The organism is Streptosporangium sp. G11 (genome assembly GCF_051192615.1).
GTDB lineage: Bacteria > Actinomycetota > Actinomycetes > Streptosporangiales > Streptosporangiaceae > Streptosporangium.
The window spans coordinates 117,931-136,672 of the sequence record NZ_JBPJUQ010000002.1; the positions used below are offsets into that span (position 1 = coordinate 117,931).

Below are 18,742 nucleotides of genomic sequence, written 5' to 3' on the forward strand. Positions count from 1 at the left end.
GCCGGCCGGGAGACGGCGGGTCGGGCGGTCACCGGTGGTGACCGGCGGGGTCAGACGACGCTCTCGACCGGCTTGGCGGTCTTCTCCAGCTCGGCGAAGAGGCCGGGCAGGACCCTGGCGTGCAGGACCGTGCCGTCCCCGGTGTGCTCGACGCCGAGGACCTCGCCCTCCTTGTGCGCCCGGGAGATCAAATCGCCGCGCTCGTACGGCACGAGAAGCCTGATCTCCTGGTCGAAGCGGGGCAGCTCCCGCTCGATCACGGCCCTCAGCTCGTCGAGCCCGGCACCGGTGCGGGCCGAGACCACGACGGTGTGCTTCTCCTTGGCGGTCAGCTGGGCCAGCACCACCGGGTCGGCGGCGTCGGCCTTGTTGATGACCACGATCTCGGGGATGTCGCGGGCGCCCTCGATGTCGCCGATCACCTCGCGCACCGCGGCGAGCTGTGACTCGGGGTCGGGGTGCGAGCCGTCGACCACGTGCAGGATCAGGTCGGCGTCGCCGACCTCCTCCAGCGTGGAGCGGAACGCCTCGACGAGCTGGTGCGGCAGGTGCCGGACGAACCCGACGGTGTCGGCCAGCGTGAACAGGCGGCCGTCGGGCGTGTGCGCCCTGCGGACCGTGGGGTCGAGCGTGGCGAACAGGGAGTCCTCGACCAGCACCCCCGCGCCGGTCAGCCGGTTCAGCAGCGAGGACTTGCCCGCGTTGGTGTATCCGGCGATGGCCACGGCGGGAACCTCGCGCTGCAGGCGCCGCGAGCGCTTGGTCACGCGGGCGGTGGTCATCTCGCCGATCTGGCGGCGCAGCTTGGCCATCCGCTCGCGGATCCGGCGGCGGTCCAGCTCGATCTTGGTCTCACCGGGACCGCGGCCGCCCATGCCGACGCCGCCCGCGGCGCGGCCGCCGACCTGACGGGACAGGTTGCCGCCCCAGCCTCGCAGGCGCGGCAGCAGGTAGTTGAGCTGCGCGAGCTCGACCTGCGCCTTGCCCTCGCGGCTCTTGGCGTGCTGGGCGAAGATGTCGAGGATCAGCATGGTCCGGTCGATGACCTTGACCTTGACGATCTCCTCAAGCTGGCGGAGCTGGCCGGGGCTCAGCTCTCCGTCGCACACCACGGTGTCGGCACCGGTGGCGGAGACGATGTCGGCGAGCTCCTGCGCCTTGCCCGAACCGATGTAGGTCGCGGTGTCGGGCTTCTGGCGGCGCTGGATCAGCCCCTCCAGAACTTCCGAACCCGCGGTCTCGGCGAGGAGCTTCAGCTCCAGGAGGGAGTTTTCGGCGTCGATCGCCGTACCGGAGGTCCAGACGCCGACCAGGACGACCCGCTCAAGTCGCAGCTGGCGGTATTCGACCTCGGTGACGTCTTCCAGCTCCGTGGAGAGGCCCGCCACCCGGCGGAGCGCCTGGCGCTCGGCCAGATCCATCTCACCGTTGTCGAGCAGGTCGTCGAATCGGTCGATGTCCAGCGGCTCACGAGTGTCTATGTCGTCGCTCCATTCAGATGGTTGGTGCGTGTGCGTTCTTCTCATATGAGTGAACGCCCGAACACCCCGTGTCTCTTCCCCTCGATGGTGCCACGGGAACCCCCACGCCATCACCTGGTTATCACCACTTCGTCCCCACCGGACGCCAATGTCCTCGGGGGTGGCGTCAGGGAACGCCTCCGGGGCGGAGGCCGGAGGACGCCCCCGGCCTCGAGGGTCTAGGAGGGCAGGACCTCGGCGTCGCCGGAGCCGGTCTTCAGCGTGACCTTGCGGGGGGAGGAGGGGTCGTCGGTCACCTTCACGGTCTCTTCCCCGGAGCCGGTCTCGGCGGTGACGTCGTAGCCGCCCTTGGGAAGGTACGCGACGACGTCGCCGGAGCCGGTCTCGATCCGCACCCCCTCGGGCGCGGCGGAGAACTTCGCCTCGATGTCGCCGGAGCCGGTGTCGGCGGTGAACCGCTTGGAGATCAGGCCGCCGGCCTCGATGTCGCCGGAGCCGCTCACGGCGTTCACCTCCCCGGTGAGCCCGCGCAGCGTGATGGTGCCCGAGCCGGTGTCGAGCTTGGCCGTGAGGCCCGGCGGGATCTCGACCTTGTAGTCGACCGAGCAGCTCATCCCGTCGCAGCCCTCGCGCAGGGTGAGCTTGCCGCCGTCCACCGGGTGCTCGGTGGCGGGCTTGTCTCCGCGCCAGTGGAGGGTCTCGGTCACGCGGACGGCCTGGCGGTCCGACTCGGTGACCACGATGTCACCCGAGCCGGTGGCGGCGTCCAGGGTCGTCAGCTTGCCGGTGACGTCGTAGGAGACGACCTCCTGCTGCCGGTCTCGGAAGTCGAGGGCGGAGCCGCCGCACCCCGAGAGCATGAGCACCGATCCCAGGAGCGCCCCGGCGACGACCATGTTCTTCTTCATGCGCTCAATCCTCGATTTCCCGGGAAGTCTTCGCTTCCCCAAGTGTGATCGTTCCGTTCTCTCCCTCTGCCGAGGGCGCTGGTCTCACTCTGTCCGAGTACGCCTCCCAGATCATCGGGGAACTCCCCGAGCGAGCCCTGAGGGGGACCCTGCCTTTGACCCGCAACTGCCCCTCAAGTAGCGTCGATTCCACAATTCAGAATTACTTTTCCACCATACGGAAAATACGGAAACTCGTAAGGAAATGAGGACCCATGGACGGCGTTGAGATCGGCGGCCCCATCCAGGACCGCTTCGACGAGATCCTCACGCCGGAGGCACTGACCTTCGTGGCCACCCTCCAGCGCGAGTTCGACGGCCGGCGTCTGGAGCTGCTGGAGGCCCGCCAGGTCCGCCAGGCGGAGCTGGCGGCGGGCGGCACCCTCGACTTCCTGCCCGAGACCAGGCACGTGCGCGAGTCCGAGTGGCACGTCGCCCCGCCCGCGCCCGGCCTGATCGACCGCCGCGTGGAGATCACCGGCCCCGTCGACCGGAAGATGACGATCAACGCACTGAACTCGGGTGCCAAGGTCTGGCTGGCGGACTTCGAAGACGCCAACGCTCCCACCTGGGAGAACACCATCAACGGCCAGCTCAACCTGCGCGACGCGCTCGACCGGACCCTCGACTTCTCCGCCGGGGAGAAGAGCTACTCCCTCAAGCCGGACACCGAGCTCGCCACCATCGTGGTCCGTCCCCGCGGATGGCACCTGGACGAGAAGCACCTCACCCTCGACGGCAGGCCGTTCTCCGCCTCCCTGGTCGACTTCGGCCTCTACTTCTTCCACTCGGCGCAGCGGCAGATGGCCAAGGGCAAGGGCCCGTACTTCTACCTGCCGAAGATCGAGTCGCACCTGGAGGCCCGCCTCTGGAACGACGTCTTCGTCAGGGCCCAGGAGCTGCTCGGCATCTCCCAGGGGACGATCCGGGCGACGGTGCTCATCGAGACCTACCCGGCCGCGTTCGAGATGGAGGAGATCCTCTACGAGCTCCGCGACCACTCCGCGGGCCTCAACGCCGGCCGCTGGGACTACCTCTTCAGCGTGATCAAGAAGTTCCGCACCCGTGGCCGCGAGTTCCTGCTGCCCGAGCGCAACGCCGTGACGATGACTGCCCCGTTCATGCGCGCCTACACCGAGCTGCTGGTCCGCACCTGCCACCGGCGCGGGGCCCACGCCATCGGCGGGATGGCCGCGTTCATCCCCTCCCGCCGCGACCCCGAGGTCAACAAGGTCGCCCTGGAGAAGGTCACCGCCGACAAGACCCGCGAGTCCGGCGACGGTTTCGACGGCTCGTGGGTGGCGCACCCCGACCTCGTGCCGATCTGCCGCGACGTCTTCGACGCCGTCCTCGAAGACCGGCCCAACCAGCTCCACCGCCTGCGCGAGGACGTCTCCGTCTCCGCCGCCGACCTGCTCGCGGTCTCCAAGACCCCCGGCGACATCACCGAGGCGGGGCTGCGCAACAACGTGGACGTGGCTCTGCGCTATCTGGCCGCCTGGATGGGCGGGCTGGGCGCGGTGGCGATCCACAACCTGATGGAGGACGCGGCGACCGCCGAGATCTCCCGTTCCCAGATCTGGCAGTGGATCCACAACGGCATCGAGCTCGCCGACACCGGCGCCGTGGTGACCAGGGAACTGGTCGAGAAGATCATCGACGAGGAGCTCGCCAAGATCAAGGCGGAGCCCGGCTACGACGAGGCCCTCTACGGTCAGGCCACCGCCCTGTTCAAGGAGGTCGCCCTGGACGACGACTTCGCGGAGTTCCTTACTCTCCCGGCCTATGCGCGTATGCCGTGACATGACCATTCCGACGGTGAGGAATCCTCATCCCCTGGCGGGGATTCCTCACTCCGGGCGATCTCCGGGGGCGGATGCGGGTGTCGGGCCGAGTGGATACTTTGCGTGCATGAGCGATGACAGGAACGGCGAAGGAGCCGATCAGAGCGAGTACGAAACGCTGCTCGACGCCGTCAAGCGCGAGATCGTCGGCAGCAGGGGGCGGGTGGCACTGCTCACCACCGACACCGAGCTGATCCGGCAGTACTGGCGGATCGGCCGCCACATCCTCGACCGGCAGCCTGACGACGACTGGGGCAGGAAGATGGTGCCCCGGCTCTCGGCCGACCTGCGCGGCGCGTTCCCCGAGGCCATGGGCTACTCGCGGACCAACCTCCTCTACATGAGGGCCTTCGCGGCGGCCTGGCCCGACTCCATCCCGCAGACGGGGCGACCGATTCCCTGGGGTCACCACATCGTCCTGCTGGATATGCTGGACAACAGGGCGACCAGGGAGTTCTACGCGCGCAAGACCGCGGACGAGGGATGGGCCCGGGGCGTCCTGATCACGATGATCAAGGGCCGGCTCCACCTGCGCATCCGCCACTCCCCGACCGGTGCCGCCCGTACGCCCCCCTCCCCCGACTGCCGTGCCCCGCAGCGGGCGGCCGGGGAGCCCCGCTTCGCCGGTCTCGTGGACGACGGCCCCAGACACGGCAGGAACGCCGGCGCCGCCGCGCTGAGCGAGAATTCGAGACGAGGATGATGTCCTCGACCGGCCGATCGAGGCCGGCGGGCACCGGCGGCGGCGCCAGGCCGCCGGGCACGCCGGAGGAGGAACGATGTCGACGAAGACCCTGGACGAGCCGGCCCGCAGGTTCGAGGAACTCCTCGGCCCCGGGTCGGTCATCACCGATCCCGTACGGCTGCGCACCTACGAGTGCGACGGGCTGACCCACCACCGGGTCACCCCCGGCGTCGTGGTGCTGCCGGAGAACACCGAGCAGGTCGCGGCCGTGGTGAGGATCTGCAACGAGTACGGCCTGCCGTTCGTGGCCAGGGGCGCCGGGACGGGCCTGTCGGGCGGCGCCCTGCCGCGGGCCGACGGGGTGCTGGTCGTGACCTCGAAGATGCGGCGGATCCTCTCCGTCGACCTGCCGAACCGGCGGGCGACCGTGGAGCCGGGGGTCACCAATCTGGCGATCACCGAGGCCGTCCGCGACCTGGGCCGCTACTACGCTCCCGACCCCTCCAGCCAGCAGGTCTGCACCATCGGCGGCAACGTGGCCGAGAACTCCGGCGGCGCGCACTGCCTGAAGTACGGCTTCACCGTCAACCACGTGGTCGGCCTGGAGATCGTCACCCCCGACGGCGACGTCGTCGAGCTCTCGGACACCGATCCCGGCTACGACCTGCTGGGCGCGTTCGTCGGCTCGGAGGGCACCCTCGGCATCGCGACCAAGGTCGTCGTACGGCTGAGCAGGCTGCCCGAGGCCGTCACGACGCTGCTCGCGGCGTTCGAGGACATCGAGCGGGGCGGGCAGGCGGTGTCGGCGATCATCGGCGGGGGCATCGTGCCCGCCGCGATCGAGATGATGGACGCCCTGGCCGTGGAGGCGGCCGAGGCGGCCGTGGCGTGCGCCTACCCCGAGGGCGCGGGGGCGGTGCTCATCGTGGAGCTGGACGGCCCCGCCGAGGAGGTCGCGCACCAGTTCGGCGAGGTGACGCGGATCTGCCGGGAGAGCGGCGCGTTCGAGATACGGGTCGCCGACGACCCGGCGGAGCGGGCGTCGATCTGGCGGGGCCGCAAGTCGGCGTTCGCCGCGGTGGGCCGGATCAGCCCCGCCTACATCGTCCAGGACGGCGTCGTCCCCCGGACCGCGCTGCCCGGGGTGCTGGCGAGCATCGACGCCCTCTCCCTCGAGTACGGCATCAGGGTGGCGAACGTCTTCCACGCCGGTGACGGCAACCTGCACCCGCTGGTGCTGTTCGACGACGCGGAGCCGGGCGCGGGCGAGAGGGCGGAGATCGTCTCGGGGAGGATTCTCGACCTGTGCATCGAGCACGGCGGTTCCATCACCGGCGAACACGGCGTCGGCGTGGACAAGTCCCGATATATGCCGAAAATGTTCTCCGACGACGATCTCGACACCATGCAGCTGGTGCGCTGCGCCTTCGACCCCCGCGGCCTGTCCAACCCGGGCAAGATCTTCCCGACCCCCCGGCTGTGCGGCGAGGTCCCCGGGGTCCGCAAGGGCGTGCACCCGCTGGTCGAGTCGGGACAGGCGGAGCACTTCTGATGGAAGCACCGCTGGAGGCACCTTTGAGGGCACTGCGCGAGACGGGTGTGACGATCCGGGAGGCGACTCCCGACGACGCGGTGGGCGGGGTCCCGCCGCGCTGGGTGGCCCTGCCGGAGAGCACCGGGGAGGTCGCCGCGCTGATGCGCGTCTCGGCCGCGCACGACCTGGCCGTGGTCCCGGTGGGAGACGGCACCAAGCTCCACTGGGGCAATCCCCCCGAACGGTGCGACCTGCTGATCGACACCTGCTGCCTGCTCCTCGGGAGCGGGTCGGCGGTCGAGCACTCCGCGGGCGACCTCGTGACGAGGGTCGGCGCGGGGCTCCCCCTCGACGTCCTCGGCTCCACGCTCTCGCGATCGCGGCAGGAGCTGGCCCTGGACACCCCCCTGGGCACCGGCACGGTCGGCGGGACGCTCGCCACCGCGGTCGCCGGACCCCGCAGGTTCCGCTACGGCACCGCCCGCGACCTGCTGATCGGCATCACGGTCGTGCTGGCCGACGGCACGATCGCCACCTCGGGCGGCAACGTCGTCAAGAACGTCGCGGGCTACGACCTGGGCAAGCTCTTCACCGGCTCGTACGGCACGCTCGGCGTCATCACCGAGGCCACCTTCCGCCTCCACCCGACACCCGCCGCCCGCCGCTGGGTCACCGTGGACCTGCCCGCCTTCGCCGAGCCGGGTTCTCCCCCGGCGAAGGACGCGCCGGACGCACTGGACGCGCTGAACGCGCTGGTCGCCGAGCTCGCGGCCTCGCAGGCCGAGCCGAGCGCCGTCGAGCTGGAGTGGCCGGACCTCACGGGCGGGCCCACCGTGTCCGCGCTCGTCGAGGGGGTGGCGGCCGACGCGCGGGCGGAGGCCGTCCGCAAGTCGATGGACGAGTACGGGAGCGCGCGGATCACCGCCGAGGCGCCCGCCTGGTGGGCGGTGCCGCCCGGCGAGGAGGTGCTGCTGGAGCTGCAGGTCCCGCCCGCCGCCGCGTACCCGGCGCTGCGCGCGGTCGCCGCCCGCGGGCTGCCCGCGCGGGCGCGCGGGTCGGTGGCCTCCGCGGTCCTGCTGGTCGCCCTGCCGGAGGACGTCGGCGAGGCGGAGTTCGCCGGGTTCGTGACGGGCGTGCGCGACGACCTCCGGCGGCTCGGCGGCGGGCTGACGGTGCTCTCCGCGCCGCCCGCCCTCGCCCGCGGGATCGACCGCTGGGGCCCGTCGGGCGCGCTGCCCCTGATGCGGCGGCTCAAGGAACGGTTCGACCCCGGCCGGAGGATGTCCCCCGGCCGGTTCGCGGGAGGGATCTGACATGGACCCTGAGCTGATCAACGACTGCGTGCACTGCGGGTTCTGCCTGCCCTCGTGCCCGACGTACGTCCTGTGGGGCGAGGAGATGGACTCCCCGCGCGGCCGGATCCACCTGATGAAACAGCACGTCGAGGGCACGCCGCTGACGCCGGAGATGGCCGGGCACTTCGACGCGTGCCTGGGATGCATGGCGTGCGTGTCCGCCTGCCCGTCCGGGGTGAGGTACGACCGGCTGATCGAGCAGACCCGGGCCGAGGTGGAGCGGGTGCACGTGAGGGAGCCGGACGACAGGGCGCTGCGGGCGCTGGTCTTCCAGCTGTTCCCCTATCCGCGCCGGCTGCGGGCGATGCGGCTGCCGCTGCGGCTCAGCGCCGGGCTGCGCCGCGCGGTCGCGCCGAGGCTGGAGCGGATCAACCCGTCCCTGGCCGCGATGGCCGACCTCGCTCCCCCGGCCACCTCCAGGCTGCGGCTGCCGCGAAGGATCGCGGCGCGGGGACCGCGCAGGGCCACGGTCGGGATGCTCACCGGATGCGTGCAGGGAGAGTTCTTCCCGCAGGTCAACGAGGCCACCGCCCGGGTGCTCGCGATGGAGGGCTGCGACGTGGTGATCCCGCCCTCACAGGGCTGCTGCGGAGCGCTGTCGCTGCACTCCGGCCAGGAGAGGCAGGCCCTGCGGTTCGCGAAGCGGACGATCACCACCTTCGAGCGGGCGGGCGTCGACACGATCGTGGTCAACGCCGCCGGCTGCGGGTCGACCATGAAGGACTACGCGGAGATCCTCCAGGACGAGGGCGGCGGCTGGGCGGACAGGGCGCGGGCGATCAGGACCGTCGACCTGGCGGAGTATCTCGTCGCGCTCGGCCCGGCGGCCGAGCGGCACCCGTTGCCGCTCACCGTGGCCTACCACGACGCCTGTCACCTGGCCCACGCCCAGGGGATACGGTCCGAACCGCGCAAGCTGCTGGACGGCGTGCCCGGCCTGCGGCTGAGGGAGATCGCCGAGTCGGCGATCTGCTGCGGCTCGGCGGGAACCTACAACCTGTTCCAGCCGGAGACCGCGAGGGACCTCGGTGACCGCAAGGCGGAGCGGGTGCTCGCCACCGGCGCCGACCTGCTGGTCTCGGCCAACCCCGGCTGCACCATGCAGATCGCCTCGGCGATCCGCCGCCGGGGCGCCGAGCCCATCCCGGTGGCGCACACCGCCCAGGTCCTCGACGCCTCGCTGCGCGGCCTCGCGAGGGTGCCGTGAGCGGGGATGCCATGAGCGAAGGTGCCATGAGCGTGGATGCCTTGAGCGAGAGTGCCGTGAGCGGGGGTCGTGCGGGCGGCCCGCCCGGCCGGTACGGGACGCGCACGGATCCGGGATCGTCCGGCGAGGGGGGCTCATGAACGCGGTGCAGTCCGTCGACCGGGCGCTGGACGTGCTGGAGGCGCTGGCCGAGCGGGGCGGGGAGGCCGGACTCTCGGAGATCGCGGCCAGGACCGGCCTGCCGTACGGGACGATCCACCGGCTGCTGCGCACGCTGCTCGCGCGGGGCTACGTACGCCAGGAGTCCGACCGCCGCTACGCCCTGGGCGGCGCGCTGGTGCGGCTCGGCGGGGTGGCCGAGCGCATGGTGGGCGTGTGGGCGCAGCCGTACCTGACGAGGATGGTCGAGCTGTCGGGCGAGACGGCCAACCTGGCGGTGCTGGAGGGCGACTTCGTGGTCTACGTCGCCCAGGTGCCCTCGCCGAGGCGGCTGCGGATGTTCGCGGAGGTCGGCAGGCGGGTGCTGCCGCACAGCACGGCCGTGGGGAAGGTCCTGATGGCCGACAGGGCGGACACCGAGGTGGCGTCGCTGGTCGAGCGGACCGGCATGCCCCGCAGGACCGCCAACACGATCACCGACCTGCCCGGGATGCTCGCCGAGCTGGAGCGGGTGCGCGAACACGGGTACGCGATGGACCTGGGCGAGGAGGAGCTGGGCGTGCACTGCCTGGCGGTGGGCGTACGGGACGGGGCGCGGACGGTCGCCGCGCTGTCGGTGTCCGGCCCGGCCGAGCGCATCACAGCGCTCGACCGGCGGGACCTCGCCGAGGGCATGCGCAGGATCGCGCACGACTTCGGCGCCGAGCTGGGCCCGACCATGCCCGCCAGGGCGGACGACACGTCGTGAACCGGTCGCCCGCGCTGACGAGAATGGCGTACGGCGGCCCGGCGGCGGAGTGACGAGCTTCCGGGCGCCGGGGTCAGCGGCCCGGAGGGGTGATGTTGAGGTTGCTGCCCTGCGGCACCGGGACCACGCTGACCTGCCCCTTCTGGATGGCCTGCCAGAGTACGGCGCCCTGCGGGCCGAGGACCCTCACAAGATCCTTGATCGATTCGATCTCGGTGCGGACCTTGGCGTTGCGCTGGGTCTGCGCGACGTTCTCCGCCTTGGCCGCCTGCTCCGAGGCCAGGGCGTTGACCAGGGACTCCGGCGGCTCGGGCTTCTGGATGGTCAGGGAGATGTCACCGCACTGCCCGCTGCCCCCGTAGTTCTGGTTGCAGAAGTAGTCACCCCCGGCCGTCCCCTTGATGAACTCCCTGGCGAGCTGGCCGACCCGCGCCTCCCACGCCTGCTTCACCTTCGGGTCGTTGAACAGCCCCCGCCACTCGAACTCCTGCGAGGCGGCGTCCATGGCCCGGTCCAGCGGCACCCGCATGTAGATGTTGAGCATCCGCCGCCAGCCGTCGGACGACTCGCCCTCCTCGTAGTAGGCGCGGAACTTCAGCCCGATCTTCTCGTGGAACTGCTGGAGCGTCCTGCAGTCGGTGTTCAGCGTGAACGTCGCCACCCCGGACACCGTCATCTCCACGTTGTCCTTGGAGACCACGGACAGCGGCTTGGACTCGGCGTCGTCCGCCCCGGAGAAGTCGAAGGTCCGCTGACCGAACGGGTAGGAGTATCCGTTGTCACCGGGGCCGAGGAGCGTGGCGCCGCTGGAGGGGTTGATGCACTTCTCGAACTTGATGGCCTCCAGGACGCCGCCCGCGTAGTGCAGGACCACCTCGTCGGGCTGGGTGCTCACCCGCGAGCACGCGCTGAGGGCGAATCCGGAGACCACCAGCAGGGCGACCGCGAGGAGGAACCCCTTCAGCAGCAGCCGTCTGCCGCCACCGGCCTTCTGAGCGCTCATCATCTATCCCTTTCACACCCGTTTCGTGAAGGCGGATCCTAGTGGCGGCCGATCACGGACAGCGCAGCCTCCGCCGACCGACACTCAACGGAGACATGTCCTTCCAAAAAATCCGACAAAATAGACATGTCATTTCATGGAACCCGGCAGCGGCGACCGGCGGAGTAGGAGGTGAGAGCGCGGACGCGCTCCGGAAGGATTCCCCTTGATGACGACTGGACGAAACGGGTGGTGACACTGGGTCTCCCCCAGCGGACCGGGGCCTTCCCCCCGCCCCCGCCCGACGACGCGACCGATGAAACCGGCGCGACCGACGCGACACTGATCGGGGAGTCCCTGGCGGACCCCGACAGGTTCGCCGGGCTCTTCGACCGCCACGCCGACGAGATCCACCGGTACGTGGCGCGGCGGCTGGACGACGTGACCACGGCCGACGACGTGACGGCCGAGACGTTCCTCGTCGCCTTCCGCAAGCGGGCCCGGTACGACCTCGGCCGCGCCGACGCCAGACCCTGGCTGTACGGGATCGCCTCCAACCTGATCTCCGGCCACCGCAGGTCGGAGACCCGCAGGCTGAAGGCGCTCGCCCGGCAGGCTCCCGAGCCCGCGGCCGAGTTCGAGGACCGCAGCGCCGAGCGCGTCACCGCCGACCGGCTCAGGCCCGCCCTCGCCGCCGCGCTGGCCGGGCTCGGCTCCGCGGAGCGGGACCTGCTCCTGCTGGTGGCCTGGGCCGACCTGACCTACGAGGAGGTCGCGCAGGCGCTCGGCATCCCGATCGGGACCGTCAGGTCCCGCCTTTCCCGCACCCGGACCAAGATCCGCCGCTCCCTGGAGTCGCACAGATGAACGATGACGAGATCCAGCTGGTCGCCGCCATCCGGCCCGACGCTCCCCCGTACGACGAGAGGGCGAGGCATGCGGCCCGGCGGGGGCTGGCCGCGGCCGCCGGGCCGCGGGCCCGGGGACGGAGCCCGCGCTGGCGCGGGCCGTACGCGATGGCGCTGGCCGGGGCGCTCGCGGTGGCGGTGGGGGCGACCGCGATCACCCTGTCAGGTGCTCGGAACGGCTCGCCGGGAGCAGTGGAGGAGGTCGTGGTGACGATGCCCGAGATCGCCGCCGTCTCGGCGAGCGAGGTGCTCGACAGGGCGGCGCGGGCGGCCGTGAGGACGGACCTGGCGCCGCGCGACGACCAGTTCGTCAAGGTCGAGTCGGAGACGATGTACGGCTCCTTCAGCGGCACGGCGACGAACGCGGAGACGGGTGAGCTCGGCGGGGAGACCCGCTACCTCTACCGGACCAAGCGGGTCATCTGGCTGTCCGCCGACGGGACGAGGAACGGCGTGGTACAGATCGAGTACCTGGAGCCCAGGGCCTACCCCGGCTGGCCGATCCCCGAGATGGCGTACGAGAGGACCGGCGTCGAGACGCTCCCGCTGGTGAACTGCGGGAAGGCCCCCGAGTACATGCGCACCGACCACGCGGCGCTCAAGAGGCTCCCCACCGACGCCGACGGGATGCGCGCCCACCTCTACACCGGCGACCGGGGCGGCAACTCCAAGGACGAGGCGGCCTTCACCGCGGCGGGCGACATGCTCAGGGAGACCTACATGCCCCCGGCGCAGCGTGCGGCGCTGTTCAAGGCCGTGGGCACCATCCCCGGGGTCGACGTCACCAAGCGGGCCGAGGACGCGGCGGGGCGCGAGGGGATCGGCGTCGGCAGAGTCGGCGTCAACGGCGTCAGGGAAGACCTGATCTTCGACGCGAAGACGTACGAGCTGCTCGGCGAGCGCGGGATCGTGGTCGACGAGAAGGCCGCCAAATCCCCCAAGGGCAGCCTGGTCGCCTCGACCGCCCAGCTCTCGGTCACCGTGGCCGACGAGGCCCCCGGCGCGAACTCGGAGGACGACGAGGCGAACCGCTGCGGCTGACGGCCGCAGCGGATCAGGTCTGGACGCGGTGGACGGGTGATCCGTCGGCCGCGCAGTGGACCTCGATCTTGACCTCGTCCTCCTCGGACTCGAACTCGACGCGGGCCCGGCCGGCGGGTCCGCGCTCGACGTCGTCGGCCTGGAATCCCTGGGCCGGGCTCCACGACCGGAGGGTGACCAGGCCGTTCTCGCACCGGGCGATGACCCTGCCGCCCGCCGTGGTGATCACCCGGCTCTTGCCGGGCTCCGCGGCGGGCGTGGCGGTGACGGTGACGGTCGGCTCGGGAGAGGAGGCGCCGGGATCCGGGCCGCTGCCGGACGGGGACGCGACGGCGGGCGGAGCGCTGGGAAGGGACGAGGCGAGGGCGAGCGCCTCGTCGACCTCGGCGGCGGAGAGCGGCCGGAGCCCGGTGTCCGTCAGCGGCTCGCTGAGACGGTCGATCACCGCCACACCCACTCCGATCGCGAGGAGCCCGGTGATCAGCCATCCGGCCACGACCAGGGGAAGACGCTTGCGCATGCCCTCACTGTGCCACCTGGAACGATAAGACAACGCTAAGGGGCGGCTAACCCGCTTTCGACCCGGTGCGGGAGGGGGCTAACGTGGCGGCAAATGTCAAACGTGCTGCTCATCGAGGACGACGCCGCGATCCGCACCTCCCTCACCCGGGGCCTGCGCGACCGCGGCCACGCCGTGTCGTCCGCCCCCGCCGCTCTCGACGGCCTGCGGCTGGCCGTCGAGGAACGCCCCGACCTGGTCGTCCTCGACCTCGGCCTGCCCGACATGGACGGCCTTGACCTGCTGCGGATGCTCCGCGCGGTGAGCCGGGTCCCGGTGATCGTGGCGACCGCGCGGGACGGCGACACGGAGATGGTCAGGTTGCTGGACGCGGGCGCCGACGACTACGTGGTCAAGCCGTTCAGCGCGGCCCAGCTCGACGCGCGGATACGGGCGGTGCTCCGGCGGATGGCGGGCGAGAGCCGCGCCGACAGCGCGGTCACCGTCGGGGGCCTGCGGATCGACCCGCGCACCCGGGAGGCGACCCTGGACGGGACGCCGCTGGACCTGAGCCCCCGGGAGTTCGACCTGCTCCACTATCTGGCGGCCCGGCCCGGCGAGGTGATCACCAAGCGGGAGCTGCTCACCCACGTCTGGCAGATCCCCTACGGCGGAGCCGACAAGACGGTGGACGTCCACCTTTCCTGGCTCCGCCGCAAGCTGGGCGAGACGTCCCAGGAACCCCGCTACCTGCAGACCGTACGCGGTGTCGGCGTGCGACTGGCCGCCCCGGCATGAGGCGCTGGCTGACCCTGCTGGTCGCGGCGACCACCTCCCTCGTACTGATCGCGCTGCTGGTCCCGCTGGCCCTGCTGGTCCGCACGGTGGCGGTGAGCGGGGCGGTCAGCGAGGCCGAGAGCGAGGCCGAGTCGGTGGCGGTCGTGGTCGGCGCGGTGGACACCGAGACCCTGCGGCTCACCGCCGAGCAGGCCGAGCACCCGGTCACGATCTTCCTTCCCGGCGGAGAGGTGATCGGCGCCCGGGCCCCGCGCTCCACCGCCGTGGAACTGGCCTCTCGCGGTCGCAGCGTCACCGCCGCCGCCCCCGGCGGGCGGGAGATCCTGGTCGCGGTCCAGGGTGCGCCCGGGGGCACGGCGGTGGTCCGGGTGTTCCTGGACGACGGCCGTCTGACCAGGGGCGTGCCCCAGGTCTGGGCCGGGCTGGCGGCGCTCGGCCTGGCCCTGGTCGGGCTGGGCGTGCTGGTCGGCGACCGGCTGGCCCGCGCGGTGATCAGGCCGATCACCGCGCTGGCGAGGGTGTCGCACCGGCTCGCGGCGGGCGATCTGTCCGCCAGGACCGTGCCCGACGGACCTCCGGAGGTGCACGCGGTCGGTCTCGCCCTCAACCACCTGGCCGAGCGCATCACCGGCCTGCTCGCGGAGGAGCGGGAGAGCGCCGCCGACCTGTCCCACCGGCTGCGCACCCCGCTGACCGGGCTGAGGCTGGAGGCGGAGTCGCTGGCCGACCCGGAGGAGTCGGCCAGGATCGAGGCCAGGGTGGACGCCCTGGAACGCGCCGTGACCTCGGTGATCACCGAGGCCAGGAGACGGGTGCGTGAGCGGGCCGAGTGCGACGCGGCGGAGGTGACCGGGGCACGGGTCACGTTCTGGTCGGTGCTCGCCGAGGACCAGTCGCGGCACTTCACCCTCGACCTGGCCCCCGGCCCGCTGCCGGTCGGGGTCGCCGCCGAGGACCTGGCCGCCTGCGTGGACGCCCTGCTCGGCAACGTGTTCGCGCACACGCCGGAGGGGGTCTCGTTCTCCGTACGGCTGGAGGCGACCGGCGGCGGCGCGCTGCTGACCGTCGCCGACGCCGGTCCCGGCTTCGCCACGCCCGACCCGCTGCAGCGCGGCGAGAGCGGTGCCGGATCGACCGGTCTCGGTCTCGACATCGCCCGCCGCACGGCCGAGTCGGCGGGCGGCTCGCTGTCTTTGCGGACCTCCCCCGAGGGCGGGGCGAGCGTGATCCTGTCCCTGCCCGCCGTCACGCCCTGAGGCCGGAGGTGAGGAGCTAGTCCTGCTCCTGCTGGAGGAGGTTCATCACCATGATCACTCCATGGGGTGACATGTCGTCGGTGTGCAGGCGGGAGAGCTCGACGTTGAGCCGGGCGGGGCGCCCCCTCCGGTTCACGCCGTTCAGGGTGACGCCGTCATCGCGGCCGTTTCCCGGCTCGGGTCCCGTGTCCAGCATTCGCCGCGCCCTGGTCAGGATCTCCCCGACGGGAAGGCCGATGTCGAGGGAGGCCAGCCGGCAGCCGATCGCCTCGTCGGCGCGGAGCCCCCACAGCTCCTCGGCTCCCGGGCTCCAGACCAGCACCCGCAGGTCCGTGTCGACCACGGCCACGGCGTCGCCGAGACTGCGCACCACCGAGGAGACGAGGGCGGTGGTCCGCTTGAGATCGTCACTGCGGGAGTTCAGGGTGTCGTTGATCTGCTGGAGCTCGTCGTTGGTCGACTGCAGCTCCTCGTTCATCGTCTCCAGCTCCTCGTTCGTGGACTGGAGTTCCTCGTTGGTGGTCTCCAGCTCCTCGTTCGTGGACTGCAGCTCCTCGTTCGTGGTCTCCAGTTCCTCGTTGGTCGACTGCAACTCCTCGTAGGCGTGCTCCAGCTCCCTGTTCGCCTGCTCCAGCCGGTCGCGGAGCTGGCGGTAGCGCGTCACGTCGTGGAAGTTGACGCCGACGCCGACCAGCTCGCCGCCCGGTTCCAGCAGCGGGACGACGGCGATGTCGAAAACGCTCGGCTCCGACGCGTTCGGCCGGTGCCAGGCGACGTCCTGGAGTTCGGTGACGCGCAGGTCCAGCTCCACCTGCTCGATCACCGAGCGGAGCTCGACCGGCCGGTAGGACACCTCCAGGTCCTGGAACGGCCGCCCGATGTCGCGGGGGTTGAGGTTGAAGAGCAGCTCGGCGCGCGAGTTCGCCAGGGCGAGGTTCCTGGAGCGGTCGAGCGCGATCTGCGCGACCGGGCCGGCGGCGAGCGCCGCCGCCTGCAGCACCGTGTGCCGCACGTACGGGCGGGTCTGCGACACGCCGGCGCCGGGGGCCCAGGCGGAGCGGTTGCCCGGCGGGGGCGAGCCGATCTTCTTGAACAGCCTCATGCGGAGGTTCACCGGCTCGAACCTGTCGCCGTGGTTGAGCAGCATCTCCGCCTTGCCCAGGAAGAGGTAACCGGGGTTGGAGAGCGCGAAGTGGAACCGGCGGACGATGCTGAGCTGGGTCTCGCTGTTGAAGTACATCAGCGTGTTGCGGGCCAGCAGGAGGTCGACCCGGGAGATCGGCGCGTCGCGCGTGAGGTCGTTGCGACCGAAGATCAGCTGGCGCCGCAGGTCGCGCCGGAACCCGAAACCGGTGTCTACCTGCTCGAAATAGGTCTGGCGCAGCTCTTCCGGCACGTCGGCGAGCTGTCGCTCACTGTAGACGGCCGCCCGCGCCGCCTGGAGGGCCTTCTGGTCGAGGTCGGTGGCGTATATCTTCACCCGCTCGCGGAACTCGTCCATGCCGAGCTCCTCGGCCAGCACCATCGCGAGGCTGTAGGCCTCCTCGCCCGTCGCGCAGCCCGCGCTCCAGACCCGGATCACCTTGCCCGGCCCCTTGCTCGCCAGCAGAGAGGGGACCACGGTCTCGCGGAGCGTCTGCCAGGCGGCCGGGTCGCGGAAGAAAGCGGTGACGTTGATCAGCAGGCTGTCGAAGAGCCGGTTGAACTCCTCGGGCTCCAGCTCCAGGTAATCGCGGTATTCGCCGTAATCACCGAGCTTGAGCGCCTCCAGACGCCGGCTGATGCGGCGCATGAGGGTGGTGCGCTTATATCCCGTGAAGTCGAAGCCGCGCGTCTCCTTCAACATGAGCAGGAGGTCGTCGAATTCACGTTCGTCACCGTGCATCACCCTGCCAGCCTAGGCCCGTCACCGACCGCTACGTGAGGGCAAGACTTTCCCCGGTGCCGTCGATGCGGCTTTGTGGCATTCGCAGCCTCTCCAGTGCCTGCCCGGTCCGCTCGGCGTCCTCCGGCGGGCATCGCGACGAGTGTCTCCCTTCCCACGACCTCGCGCGCGCCGGCGTGCGCAGCCGCTCCTCAAGTCGCGGGACCGCCGTCCACAACGCCCGCTCCACGGCGTCGGCCCGGCGCGGTCGAGGATTCCCGCGAGACTGCTCACCCCGCGCGCGGGCAGGTGCGGCACCACCAGAACGGAGGCGGCGAGATCGTCGGGCAGGCGTGCGAACAGGGCGCGCAGGGCCTTCACGCCACCGGCCGAAACCGCGACGACCACCACATCACGCCCCCCGGAACCTGCCACATTTAGCTTCTATCCCGTCGGGACCCATTCATACTGGGGAACCGTAGGGTTGTCGGCGGGGCCTCTGAAAGACCCTTGAAGGGTATGGCCAATATGGATATGTCGGTATATGTCATTCACCAATACGGTGATACGGCTCTGGTGGCCGTGATGGGCGAGATAGACGCCTTCAACTACCGGCTGCTGGAGTCGGAGCTGGAGTCACTCATGCTCGAAGGCACACGACATATCCTCGTGGACGCCGGCGAGCTGCTTTTCTGCGACGTCAGCGGGGCCCGGGCGCTGGAACGGATCCACGAGGGCCTCCGCGCGGCCGGAGGAGAGCTGTTCGTCGTCCCCTCCCCGACCGTGGTCCGGTTGTTCAACGTGCTCTGGGGAGCACAGGAGCCCGAGCACCCCGGCCTGGTCGACACCTCCAGCCTGGACGATCTCCCCGAAGACCTGCCGCTCCCCCGGCGGCACGCCCCGGTCCTGCGCCGCGTCGGCGGCAGACGCCGCACCCACCGGGGCACCGCTCCGCGCACCGGGCCCCTCGTCCGGGAAACGTCCTCCCCGCAGGACGCCTCCCCGCCGGAGCGCACGCCACCCTCGGAGAGCACGACGCCCCGGGCCTGGCGGGAGGCGGCGCACCCGCCCGCCGCACGCGCCGCGCACCCGGCGCTGGAGAGGGCCGCGCACCTGAGACGGGAGGCGGCCGCACACCTGGAGATGCTCCACCTCCAGGCGCAGACGACCTGCGCGGCGCTGGCCGAGATCCATGACCGGATGGCCACCCTCAAGGCCGGGCTGAACACCCATATCGCGATGCGAGCCGCGGTGAGACTGGCCTGCGACGACCGCTTCCACCGGTTGAAGGCGGATCGGGCGCGCGAACTCACCGCCTCGTTCTCAACCGGGTCCGGCTGAGTCGCGCCGCGGCCGGATCACCGAGCGGATGATCACGCACCCCCACGGTTACCGGTGGCCATGGCGGAAAGCATGATGTCGTGACTTCTCCGC

The 18,742-nt window shown here is 71.2% G+C and carries 17 protein-coding genes; 11 read left to right on the plus strand and 6 right to left on the minus strand.

What is annotated here, in order from left to right; translation table 11 throughout:
- Window positions 1-50: 50 nt before the first annotated feature.
- Together hflX and ACSDR0_RS02635 are read right to left on the minus strand one after the other, a co-directional pair.
- A complete protein-coding gene (gene hflX / locus ACSDR0_RS02630; RefSeq protein WP_435287286.1) occupies window positions 51-1,421 on the minus strand; it encodes a GTPase HflX in 1,371 nt (456 codons plus the stop codon).
- 278 nt (window positions 1,422-1,699) lie between these two features.
- Window positions 1,700-2,389, minus strand: a complete 690-nt coding sequence (locus ACSDR0_RS02635) for a DUF4097 family beta strand repeat-containing protein (protein ID WP_435287077.1) — start codon at window positions 2,387-2,389, stop codon at window positions 1,700-1,702.
- Window positions 2,390-2,643: 254 nt separating this feature from the next.
- On the opposite strand from ACSDR0_RS02635, the gene aceB reads away from it, so the two are divergent.
- The 6 genes from aceB to ACSDR0_RS02665 all read left to right on the plus strand — a co-directional run bounded on the left by aceB (window position 2,644) and on the right by ACSDR0_RS02665 (window position 9,960).
- On the plus strand, window positions 2,644-4,230 hold the full coding sequence (aceB, locus tag ACSDR0_RS02640; protein ID WP_435287078.1) for a malate synthase A: 1,587 nt from the start codon (window positions 2,644-2,646) through the stop codon (window positions 4,228-4,230).
- 109 nt (window positions 4,231-4,339) lie between these two features.
- A complete protein-coding gene (locus tag ACSDR0_RS02645) occupies window positions 4,340-4,975 on the plus strand; it encodes a DUF1016 N-terminal domain-containing protein (RefSeq protein ID WP_435287079.1) in 636 nt (211 codons plus the stop codon).
- A gap of 76 nt (window positions 4,976-5,051) precedes the next feature.
- A complete protein-coding gene (locus tag ACSDR0_RS02650) occupies window positions 5,052-6,509 on the plus strand; it encodes an FAD-binding oxidoreductase (RefSeq protein ID WP_435287080.1) in 1,458 nt (485 codons plus the stop codon).
- Window positions 6,509-7,804, plus strand: coding sequence for an FAD-binding oxidoreductase (locus ACSDR0_RS02655; protein WP_435287081.1), 1,296 nt, complete (start codon window positions 6,509-6,511; stop codon window positions 7,802-7,804). The genes ACSDR0_RS02650 and ACSDR0_RS02655 overlap by 1 nt, the downstream gene beginning before the upstream one ends.
- Before the next feature lies 1 nt (window position 7,805).
- On the plus strand, window positions 7,806-9,053 hold the full coding sequence (locus tag ACSDR0_RS02660; protein ID WP_435287082.1) for a (Fe-S)-binding protein: 1,248 nt from the start codon (window positions 7,806-7,808) through the stop codon (window positions 9,051-9,053).
- Between the two features lie 136 nt (window positions 9,054-9,189).
- Complete coding sequence (locus ACSDR0_RS02665) at window positions 9,190-9,960, plus strand: IclR family transcriptional regulator (protein WP_435287083.1); 771 nt, start codon at window positions 9,190-9,192, stop codon at window positions 9,958-9,960.
- 73 nt (window positions 9,961-10,033) lie between these two features.
- On the opposite strand, the gene ACSDR0_RS02670 is transcribed toward ACSDR0_RS02665, so the two are convergent.
- Window positions 10,034-10,963, minus strand: a complete 930-nt coding sequence (locus ACSDR0_RS02670) for an SPFH domain-containing protein (RefSeq protein ID WP_435287084.1) — start codon at window positions 10,961-10,963, stop codon at window positions 10,034-10,036.
- Between the two features lie 231 nt (window positions 10,964-11,194).
- Between ACSDR0_RS02670 and ACSDR0_RS02675 the strand changes: the two genes are divergently transcribed.
- Together ACSDR0_RS02675 and ACSDR0_RS02680 are read left to right on the plus strand one after the other, a co-directional pair.
- Window positions 11,195-11,809, plus strand: a complete 615-nt coding sequence (locus ACSDR0_RS02675; RefSeq protein WP_435287085.1) for an RNA polymerase sigma factor — start codon at window positions 11,195-11,197, stop codon at window positions 11,807-11,809.
- The gene (locus ACSDR0_RS02680; RefSeq protein WP_435287086.1) at window positions 11,806-12,891 is read left to right on the plus strand and encodes a CU044_5270 family protein; all 1,086 of its coding nucleotides are present in this window, start codon (window positions 11,806-11,808) and stop codon (window positions 12,889-12,891) included. Before ACSDR0_RS02675 ends, ACSDR0_RS02680 begins: the two co-directional genes overlap by 4 nt.
- Window positions 12,892-12,904: 13 nt before the next feature.
- Here ACSDR0_RS02680 and ACSDR0_RS02685 read toward each other — a convergent pair whose 3' ends face one another.
- Window positions 12,905-13,411, minus strand: coding sequence for a hypothetical protein (locus ACSDR0_RS02685; RefSeq protein ID WP_435287087.1), 507 nt, complete (start codon window positions 13,409-13,411; stop codon window positions 12,905-12,907).
- A 93-nt stretch (window positions 13,412-13,504) separates the two neighbouring features.
- On the opposite strand from ACSDR0_RS02685, the gene ACSDR0_RS02690 reads away from it, so the two are divergent.
- A complete protein-coding gene (locus tag ACSDR0_RS02690) occupies window positions 13,505-14,188 on the plus strand; it encodes a response regulator transcription factor (RefSeq protein ID WP_435287088.1) in 684 nt (227 codons plus the stop codon).
- Window positions 14,185-15,444: a HAMP domain-containing sensor histidine kinase gene (locus tag ACSDR0_RS02695; protein WP_435287089.1), complete on the plus strand. Its 1,260-nt coding sequence runs from the start codon at window positions 14,185-14,187 to the stop codon at window positions 15,442-15,444. Before ACSDR0_RS02690 ends, ACSDR0_RS02695 begins: the two co-directional genes overlap by 4 nt.
- 16 nt (window positions 15,445-15,460) lie before the next feature.
- Here ACSDR0_RS02695 and ACSDR0_RS02700 read toward each other — a convergent pair whose 3' ends face one another.
- Together ACSDR0_RS02700 and ACSDR0_RS02705 are read right to left on the minus strand one after the other, a co-directional pair.
- Window positions 15,461-17,329: a CheR family methyltransferase gene (locus tag ACSDR0_RS02700; RefSeq protein WP_435287090.1), complete on the minus strand. Its 1,869-nt coding sequence runs from the start codon at window positions 17,327-17,329 to the stop codon at window positions 15,461-15,463.
- 21 nt (window positions 17,330-17,350) lie between these two features.
- Complete coding sequence (locus tag ACSDR0_RS02705; RefSeq protein ID WP_435287091.1) at window positions 17,351-17,743, minus strand: chemotaxis protein CheB; 393 nt, start codon at window positions 17,741-17,743, stop codon at window positions 17,351-17,353.
- Window positions 17,744-17,842: 99 nt separating this feature from the next.
- On the opposite strand from ACSDR0_RS02705, the gene ACSDR0_RS02710 reads away from it, so the two are divergent.
- The gene (locus tag ACSDR0_RS02710) at window positions 17,843-18,649 is read left to right on the plus strand and encodes an STAS domain-containing protein (RefSeq protein ID WP_435287092.1); all 807 of its coding nucleotides are present in this window, start codon (window positions 17,843-17,845) and stop codon (window positions 18,647-18,649) included.
- The last annotated feature ends 93 nt before the right edge of the window (window positions 18,650-18,742 follow it).